The following is a 9205-nucleotide window of genomic DNA, read 5'->3' as shown; positions in this document are numbered from 1 at the left end:
GGGAAAACTTTACATGAGTCTTGCTGAGAAACTGGCGCAGGAACGGCGCGCACGACTGGCGGCCGAGCGGTTGTTGCATCTGAAACAGGCCGAGTTGTCTGCTGCCAACCGCAAATTGGGACGCCATGCTATCGCATTGACACGTCAGATCGATGAGACTCAGGCCGAGGTTGCGACGGTTCGCGATGAAAACGAAAAGGTCAAATCCGATCTGACCGTAGCCAATGCCAAGATCGAAGTGGCTGAACGCCGCCTGTGGCATTCGATCCAGACTATCCCTGACGGGTTTGCCTTTTTCGACGGCAACAACACGCTGATCGGTGCCAACGCCGCTTACCTAAGCGTTTTCGATGGGCTGGAAGAGGTCGCGCCGGGGATCAGCTACACGCGTATTCTCGAAATTCTGACCCATGAAGGGATCGTGGACATCGGCGCGGAAAATATCGCGGACTGGCAGGCGCGTATGCTTGCACGCTGGGCGCAACCGCACCCCGAACCCGAGGTGATCCAGTTGTGGAACAGCCAATATATCCGGCTGATTGATCAGCGGGGCCACGGCGGTGACGTGCTGAGCCTGGCGTTGAACATCACAGCCTCGGTCCGGCATGAGGCCGAGCTAAACGCTGCACGTGAACGGGCCGAGGCCGCAAACCGCGCCAAATCCGCCTTTCTGGCCAATATGAGCCATGAGATTCGCACGCCGATGAACGGGATCGTCGGTATGACCGAACTGCTGACCGAAACCCCGATGAACGAAGAACAAAGGCTCTATGTAAGCACAATTCGCAATTCGGGCGAGGCTTTGCTGGTCATCATCAACGATGTTCTCGACTATTCCAAGATCGAGGCCGACAAGTTGACGCTGCACCCCGAACAGTTCGATTTGGAGCGCTGTATCCTTGAGGTCGCGATGCTGTTGCAACCCAGCGTACGCGACAAGGGCCTGACCTTGCTGGTGGACTATGACCTGTTCCTGCCGACGCTTTTTGTGGGTGATCCGGGGCGGATTCGGCAGATTCTGACCAACCTTGTCGGCAATGCAGTGAAGTTTACCGCGCAGGGCCATGTCCTTATCCGGGTGACCGGTGTTCCTGACGCGACAACTGAAACCTGCGACATCCACGTGGCCATCGAGGATACGGGTATCGGAATCAAAGCCGACAAGGTCCCGCACATCTTTGGTGAATTCAATCAGGTTGAGGATGCCCAGAACCGCCAATTCGAAGGCACGGGTTTGGGGCTGGCAATCACCAAGCGGCTGATCTCGATGATGGGCGGTGCCGTCTGGGTCGAAAGCGACGCGGGCAAAGGATCTTGCTTTGGTTTCCGTATCACACTGCCCACGGCCGAAGGTCCGCAGCCCGTTCCGCCCGATCTGGCGGGGCAGTTGGGCCAGGTTCTGGTGGTCGAGGATATGGCCGTCAACCGCGCCATTCTGACCAAACAACTGAGCCGCCTTGGGTCTCAGGCGCTCACCCGTTCAACAGGGGCTGAAGCGCTTTCTGCAATGGACAAAACTATTGATCTGGTGCTGTGCGATCACGATCTGCCGGACATGGACGGTCTGGAACTCGCCACAACACTGCGCGACAAAGGATGGGGTGATCTGCCAATTGTGGTGATGTCGGCCAATCCGGGTGTGATTCATGCCGACCCGGCCCATCGCCTGATTGACGGCGTGTTGCAAAAGCCCATTCCTCGCGCCGAGCTGTATTCACGGCTGATGGCGCTGGGTGCTCCTGTATTCAAGTCGGATCGCAGTGACGACCGCGTCGCTGATCCCGAGACTCATGCGCGAGTTCCGCAGAATCAGAGGCTGATGCGGGTTCTGGCAGCCGAGGACAATCGAACCAATCAACTGATCCTTCAAAAGATGACCAAAGATCTGAATATCGATTTGAAATTCGTCTCCAATGGGTTGGAGGCGGTCGAAACCTTCGCCAGTTTCGACCCGGACCTGATTTTCATGGATATCTCGATGCCCAAGATGGATGGGAAAGAGGCGACGGGTGAAATCCGGCGGCGCGAGATCGGAACGGATCGACATGTTCCCATAGTGGCCCTGACGGCCCATGCCATGACAGGGGATGATCAGGGCATACTGGCAGCCGGGCTTGATCATTACATGACCAAACCGTTGCACAAGAAACTGATCCACAAGATGATACTGGAACATCGTCCAGCCGATGCCCAATTGGTCGGTGCAGAAGGTGAATGTACGGAATAGGATCGATTTATGTCAGATGAGCGCGGTTTTCGCCCCCGGGGATTGGGTGAGATTGCAATTCGCTGCGCCGATATGGCGGCAATGGTGTATTTCTATGAGAAGGTGATCGGGTTGCAGCGATTGCAAGGCGACCATAACAGCGCCATCACCTTTTTTCGGATTGCCGAAGGGTTTGGTGGACATACACAGGTGCTGGCCCTGTTTCACCAATCTGTTGGCTCTGAGCGTGGATCGGGCCAGACTGGCGCGGCAGTGCCAGTAACAGGGGGCGCCTCGGCCCTGCACCATATCGCGCTGTCGCTGCCCTTTGTCGAACAGGATGCTGTCATGCGCTGGTACGACCAGATCGACCAGCCTTATCGGGTCGAGCATTTCGGCTGGATCGGCTGGCGCGGTATCTTCACCCAAGACCCCGAAGGGAACACCGTTGAGCTTGTAGCCTACGACCCTTCACTGCTTGATCAGGCCTGATAGGGGCGAACAAACACAGGTTTGTAGTCGTCAGACAGATCTGCCCTGTATTCATAACCACCGCTGTCGAAATCCAACAGGCCACTGGGATCGGTCAGGCGGTGCTGGATGATGTAGCGTGCCATCGCACCGCGCGCTTTCTTGGCGAAGAAGCTGACGATCTTGGGGGTGCCGCCCTTGTCCTCCATGAAGACCGGGGTCACAACGGGCAGCTTCAGTGCCTTCAGGTCGACCGCGCCGAAGTATTCCTGACTGGCGCAGTTCACCAGAACCTTGCTTTCAGTTTCGGCGGCCTGCGCGTTCAGCACCTTGCTTAGCTGATCGCGCCAATATTCGTACAGGTTTTTTCCGCGTCTGGTTTTCAGTTTACTACCCATCTCAAGCCGGTAGGCCTGTATGGCATCCAGCGGGCGCAATACGCCATAAAGCCCGGACAGAATGCGCAGGTGATCCTGTGCCCAGGCCATTTCGTCGGCATCCAGCGATGCGGCTTCAAGCCCTTGATAGGTATCGCCCGCAAAAGCCAGTGCGGCAGGGCGCGTCGTCTCCGCATCGGGCGCGTCCGAGAACATACGATACCGGTCGCGGTTCAGGCGAGCCAGATCATCGCTCAGATCCATCAATTTTTTCAGATCGCCCAATGTCAGATTGCGTGCTGTCTTCGACAAGCGGATCGCGTCATCCTGAAAATCGGGTTGTGTCACTTCGACGTTTCGTTCAGCCCAATCCAGCCGCTTGGCCGGGGAAATCACTACCAGCATATCCGTCCTCGTTTCTCGCCTGCTCAGGCGTATCTAGCCCGCCTGTTGCAGCACGTCCAGAAACGCCGCGCCAAACCTTTCGTGACGACGGTCACCCAGAACCTGCTCCATCGCTCGTGGATCATCCGGGTGCAGTTGCGCCACTTTCGCCAGTTGCGAGGCCGTACAGCTTAGCGGTTTGTCGATCCCGTCGGGGCCACGCGACAATTGCGATTGAACCTCAAGCAACTGATCGTAAATGTCGCCCTGATTGCGGCCGGCAAGCTTGCGCCGCGCCGGGTGCAATTCTTCTACCGCGCCGGTCAGCACCTCAAGGAAAGTGGAACCATAGCGCTCCAGTTTCTTTGACCCAATACCGCTGATCCGCGCCATGTCGTCCAGATTTGCAGGTCGGGTTTCTGCCATCTCAATTAGGGTGCGATCAGGAAAAATAACATAAGCCGGGACCCGAGCGGCCTCGGCCAGTGCGCGCCGCTTGGCCTTGAGCGCCGAGAGCAGCGGCGCGTCTTCCTCGGACACCATCGCTTTGACAGCGGGTCGTCGGGTGGCTTTGCGGATGGTATCCTTGCGCAGATCGATCAGCGCCTCACCTTTCAGGATGGGTTTGGCGGTTTCTGTCATACGCAGCGCGCCGTGGCGTTCAGGGTCGGGGCGCACCAAATCATGGCCCATCATCTGCCGGAAGATCGCTTGCCATTGTGGGCGCGACCAGTCCTTGCCGATGCCGTAGGTGGACAGATTGTCGTGTCGCCGTGCGCGAATTTTATCAGTCTCGTTGGCAAGCAGAATGTCGATCAGATGACCTGCGCCGAACCATTCCTCGGTGCGTAGAATGGCGGACAGAGCCATGCGGACGGGCGTTGTGCCGTCGAAGACTTCAGGCGGGTTGTCGCAGAGATCGCACTTGCCGCAGTGTTCAGCCTGTTCCCCAAAATACCCCAGCAAGCTCTGGCGGCGGCATTTCAGTGCTTCGGCCAATCCCAGCAGCGCGTTAAGACGCGCATGATCCGCCATGCGCCGTTCAGGTGGGGCCAGCCCTTCGTCGATCTGTGAGCGTCGTAGTCGGATATCGTCAGGCCCGAACAAGGTCAGGGTCTCGGCTGGTCCACCATCGCGCCCGGCGCGACCGATTTCTTGATAATAGGCCTCGATCGATTTCGGCAAATCCGCATGGGCGACCCAGCGGATGTCCGGCTTGTCGATACCCATGCCAAAGGCGACCGTAGCGACGACAATCAGCCCGTCCTCGCGCGCAAAGCGAGCTTCCACGATGCGGCGATCCTCGGCCTCCATCCCGCCGTGATAGTGGCAGGCCGTGTGACCTTCGGCGCGCAGGGCTTGCGCCAGCACCTCGGTCTTGTTGCGGGTCCCGCAATAGACGATGCCGGATTGGGTTTTGCGCGCGGCAGCGAAATCGAGGATCTGTTTGCGCGGTCCATCCTTGGCGGCAAAAGCCAGATGGATATTGGGCCTGTCGAACCCCCGCAGGAATTTGCGCGGCGCGACACCGTCGAACAGTTTTTCGACGATCTCGTCCTGCGTTTCCGCATCCGCTGTCGCGGTGAACGCGGCGAGGGGAACATTCAAAGCGCGCCGCAGCTCTCCGATCCGCAGATAGTCAGGGCGGAAATCGTGGCCCCATTGGCTGACACAATGGGCCTCATCCACCGCGATCAGATTGACGTTGATCCTGCGCAGCATCCCCAGCGCCGACCCGGCGGCCAGACGCTCGGGCGCCATATACAGAAGCTTGAGCCGCCCAGCCTCTAATGCGTCCCACACCGCATCAGTTTCTTCGGGGGTGTTGCCCGAGGTGAGCGCGCCCGCCTCGACACCGGCTTCCTGCAGCCCACGCACCTGATCGCGCATCAAGGCGATCAGCGGAGAGATCACAACAGTCACGCCGTCTCGCAGCAACGCAGGTAATTGGAAACATAAGGACTTGCCCCCACCAGTGGGCATGATCGCCAGCACGTTTTCACCTGCGGTCACGGCGTCGACGATCTCTTCCTGACCGGGGCGGAAGTCGTCGAATCCGAAAACGTCTCGCAACAAGGGTGCGGAGTCGAACATGCGACGGAGGGTCCTGTTTTATGGTTTATCTGCTCTTAAGACAGGACCATCACATACTAAGATTCGGTGAACAAGAGGTCAGTAGAAATAGACCGCGTTGTTGATCAGAATGATCCGCAACGCATAGACCCCGATCAGCACCACCAGAGGGGTCAGATCCAGACCGCCCATGGCGGGTAGAATGCGGCGAATGGGGCCGTAGATCGGCTCTAACAAACGGTTCAGTCCGTACCAGATTTGCGCCACCAGTTGCTGGTGCAGGTTCAGCACCTGGAAGTTGATCAGCCAGCTCATGATCACATGGGCAAGGATGATGAACCAGACAATGTCCAGGATCAGCAGAAGGATTTGGATCAGCGACAGCATGGGCACTCCGTTCGTCAATTGTCCTGAGACCTAAGCGTCACAGCCGCAAAGAGCAAGTGCGCCCCAACAGAACGCTTGCGAATTGACCCAAAGCCCCGTCTTATGATCGCAACAATAATAATATGGGGCAGAGATGGCGGAGATTTCCAAGCGTAAGCGCATCTGGGGCTGGTGGTTTTTCGACTGGGCCAGCCAGCCGTTCCATACATTGCTGGTGACCTTTGTCTTTGGCCCCTATTTCGCCGGGGTGGCGGCTCAATACTATGCGAATACCGGATTAGACACCGATGCTGCGGCGGCGCAGGCGCAGACCGTCTGGGCGAATTGCCTGACCATAACTGGGCTGATCATCGCGTTCGGAGCGCCCCTGTTGGGCGCGATGGCGGATGTTTCGGGTCGGCGCATCCCGTGGATTCTCGGGTTTTCGGTGATGTACGCGGTGGGGTCTGCCGCGTTGTGGTACACGATGCCCGATGGCTCGAACATGTGGTTGATGCTGTCGGCTTTTGGTCTGGGCTTTGTGGGCGCAGAATATGCACTGATCTTCATCAACTCTCAGCTGCCCGATCTGGGTGACGATAGAGAAGTGGGCGAGATTTCAGGTTCGGGCTTCGCCTTCGGCTATTTCGGAGGCCTGTTGTCGCTGGCCATCATGCTGGCGCTGTTTGTTGAACAGCCCAACGGCAAGACCTTGATTGGTATGAATCCGTTGTTCGGGCTAGATGCGGCAACGCGTGAAGGGACGCGGTTTGTCGGCCCCTTCACCGCGGGATGGTTCGTGTTGTTCATGGTGCCGTATTTCCTGTGGGTTCGGGATGATCCTGAGACCAACAAACAGGGTAGCGTGGGTGAGGCGCTGCGCTTGCTGGGCAAGTCCGTGGCGGCGCTGCGTCACCGGGTCAGTCTGGCGACCTATCTGGGGTCGTCGATGTTCTATCGCGACGCGTTGAACGGGCTATACAGTTTCGGAGGCGTCTATGCACGGCTGGTGCTTGAATGGGACCTGATAAAAATCGGCGTATTTGGAATCGTCAGCGTTCTGGCCTCGGCCATCTTTGCGTGGATCGGGGGCAAGATGGATCGCAAGTACGGCCCTAAACCGGTGATATTGGTTGCGATTTGGGTTCTGATCTTTGTCTGCGTAACGGTTGTGTCGATGGATCGAACACAGATCTACGGAATTTCATTACCCGTAGGCTCGGGCCTGCCGGACATGGCGTTCTTCGGGTGCGGAGTTCTGATCGGCGGCATGGGAGGTATTCTGCAATCCGCCAGCCGTTCAATGATGGTACGCCATACTGATCCCGCCACCCCGGTCGAGAGTTTTGGGCTGTACGGGCTTTCGGGTCGGGCGACCGCCTTTGCAGCGCCGCTATTGATCGGAATAGCAACAGCAGCAACCGGTAGTGCAAGACTGGGGGTGTCACCGATCATTCTGTTGTTTATTCTGGGCCTAGTCCTGATGCGCTGGGTGAAACCGGAAGGGGATCAGAGCAGATGATTTTACTACGTTTTTTGGCCGTTCTGGCCGCAATAGCACTGGCAGGCGTGGCTACGGCACAGCCCTTGGCCAAACAGTTATTCGGAGCCCAGAAGGTTGGGTCGCAGCAAAAATCTGCCGCATTCGGCAGTTATTCGCGCGGGTGCGCCGCCGGGTCGGTGCAACTCCCTGAAACCGGGCCAACTTGGCAAGCCATGCGCCTGTCGCGCAATCGCAATTGGGGGCATCCTCAGGCGATCGACTATGTGCAGGATCTCAGCCGGTTTGCCGCGAAACAACCGGGGTGGAATGGTCTCTATATCGGGGATATCAGCCAACCGCGGGGTGGGCCGATGACCTCGGGCCATCGTTCGCACCAGTTGGGTTTGGATATCGATATCTGGATGCTGCCGGGCGATAACATGCGCCTAAGCCGCAAAGCACGCGAGAATATCTCGTCTATATCCTTGCGCCGCGCGAACGGCGCGTATGTAAACGGCAACTGGACCAAGCAGCACCATGCGGTATTGCGCGAAGCCGCCAAGGACAAGCGCGTTGCCCGGATCTTCGTATTCCCGGGTGCAAAGGTGCAGATGTGCAATGACGAGAAGGGCAACAAAGCCTATCTGCGCAAGATCCGGCCATGGTGGGGACATCACTATCATTTCCACGTGCGGCTGAAATGCCCGAAAGGATCGAAAGGCTGTGTAAATCAGGACCCGCCACCCAAGGGTGATGGTTGCGCCGAGGCGCAGCAATGGGTGCGCAATATTCTGAACCCACCGCCACCTGATCCAAATGCGCCGCCGCCCAAGAAACGTCGTGAATATCGAATGGCGGACCTTCCCCAGCAATGCGCCGCAGTCTTGCAATCCAACTGATTGTTGCAACGCTGTTGGCCAGTGCCGTTTCGGCAGTTGGTACCAGCCCGGCAACGCTTCTAGCCCGATTTGACTGGAACAACAGTGCCGGTTGGTTTGGCGGGTTCTCGGCCCTTCATTTGTCGGAAAACGGCCGGCAAATGATCGTGCTCGGCGACCGGTCGAGGCTTGTGACCGCTCGGATCAACCGGGATGGAGACCAAATCAGGAATATCCAGATACTGAGATACGGACCCATCTTCTCGAGCAAAGGGCGCAGCCTGAGCGGTCGGGCAGGGGATTCCGAAGGGATCGCTGTCGCTCCGGATGGGAGCCTATATATCTCGTTCGAAGGTGTGCACCGAGTGGTCCATTATTCCACACCGGGGGCCAAAGCCAAGGTATTGCCCCGCCCGGAGGCTTTTCATGATTTAGAGCGCAATGGCTCTTTCGAAGCATTGGCGATCGATGATCGGGGCAGGCTTTACACCCTGACCGAGAAATCCCGCACCGCAGACGGTAAAATCCTCGTCTATCGGTGGGATGGCCACCACTGGACAAGGCCGTTTGTTTTGCCGCCGAGTGGAAGGTTCCTGCCGGTTGCGGCAGATTTTGGGCCCGATGGGCGTTTGTATGTGTTAGAGCGCGCGGTGTCATTTTTCGGCTTCCGCTCGCGACTGCGGCGCTGGGTGATCGCAGATGATGCACCCGTGTCACAAGAGATTCTGTTCGAAACCAGCACCGGGACGCATGACAATCTCGAGGGCCTTTCTGTCTGGCGCGATGTGCAGGGGCGGCTGCGCGCAACGATGATTTCCGACGACAACTTCTTCTTTCTGCAACGCACTGAATTGGTCGAATACTTGCTGCCTGATTGACAGGCGGCAGACAAAGGTCTAAACGCACGGCCTGCCTCGGGATGAGCCTGAGGCCAAGTCGCCGCTACCTTGTCAAAACGGGCATCTGA

Annotated in this window: 8 protein-coding genes; 5 read left to right on the top strand and 3 right to left on the bottom strand. The window is 57.9% G+C overall.

Annotation, left to right across the window (positions count from 1 at the left end; all coding sequences use genetic code 11):
* The first annotated feature begins 13 nt into the window (after positions 1-13).
* The gene (locus ACR0NM_RS10550) at positions 14-2227 is read left to right on the top strand and encodes a response regulator (protein WP_480614572.1); all 2214 of its coding nucleotides are present in this window, start codon (positions 14-16) and stop codon (positions 2225-2227) included.
* Positions 2228-2236: 9 nt separating this feature from the next.
* The gene (locus ACR0NM_RS10545) at positions 2237-2698 is read left to right on the top strand and encodes a VOC family protein (protein WP_170733948.1); all 462 of its coding nucleotides are present in this window, start codon (positions 2237-2239) and stop codon (positions 2696-2698) included.
* On the opposite strand, the gene yaaA is transcribed toward ACR0NM_RS10545, so the two are convergent.
* The 3 genes from yaaA to ACR0NM_RS10530 all read right to left on the bottom strand — a co-directional run bounded on the left by yaaA (position 2689) and on the right by ACR0NM_RS10530 (position 5898).
* Positions 2689-3459, bottom strand: coding sequence for a peroxide stress protein YaaA (gene yaaA / locus ACR0NM_RS10540; protein ID WP_480614570.1), 771 nt, complete (start codon positions 3457-3459; stop codon positions 2689-2691). The genes ACR0NM_RS10545 and yaaA overlap by 10 nt on opposite strands.
* 33 nt (positions 3460-3492) lie before the next feature.
* Positions 3493-5532 (bottom strand): DNA helicase RecQ, encoded by a 2040-nt coding sequence (gene recQ / locus ACR0NM_RS10535; RefSeq protein WP_480614567.1) that lies wholly within the window; start codon positions 5530-5532, stop codon positions 3493-3495.
* A 78-nt stretch (positions 5533-5610) separates the two neighbouring features.
* Positions 5611-5898 (bottom strand): YggT family protein, encoded by a 288-nt coding sequence (locus tag ACR0NM_RS10530; protein WP_170394943.1) that lies wholly within the window; start codon positions 5896-5898, stop codon positions 5611-5613.
* Positions 5899-6031: 133 nt separating this feature from the next.
* Between ACR0NM_RS10530 and ACR0NM_RS10525 the strand changes: the two genes are divergently transcribed.
* From ACR0NM_RS10525 to ACR0NM_RS10515, 3 genes are read left to right on the top strand one after another with little or no spacing between them, the layout of a single operon-like run.
* Entirely contained in the window at positions 6032-7399 is a 1368-nt protein-coding gene (locus ACR0NM_RS10525; RefSeq protein WP_170598272.1) for an MFS transporter, read from the top strand.
* Positions 7396-8259, top strand: coding sequence for a penicillin-insensitive murein endopeptidase (mepA, locus tag ACR0NM_RS10520; protein WP_170394937.1), 864 nt, complete (start codon positions 7396-7398; stop codon positions 8257-8259). The genes ACR0NM_RS10525 and mepA overlap by 4 nt, the downstream gene beginning before the upstream one ends.
* The gene (locus ACR0NM_RS10515) at positions 8232-9116 is read left to right on the top strand and encodes an esterase-like activity of phytase family protein (RefSeq protein ID WP_170394933.1); all 885 of its coding nucleotides are present in this window, start codon (positions 8232-8234) and stop codon (positions 9114-9116) included. Before mepA ends, ACR0NM_RS10515 begins: the two co-directional genes overlap by 28 nt.
* Positions 9117-9205 lie beyond the last annotated feature (89 nt).

The sequence above is a fragment of the Ruegeria sp. AF2 genome, from assembly GCF_056542025.1.
The sequence above is the reverse complement of the archived record's forward strand: the minus strand, read 5'-3'. Positions and strand labels throughout refer to the sequence as shown.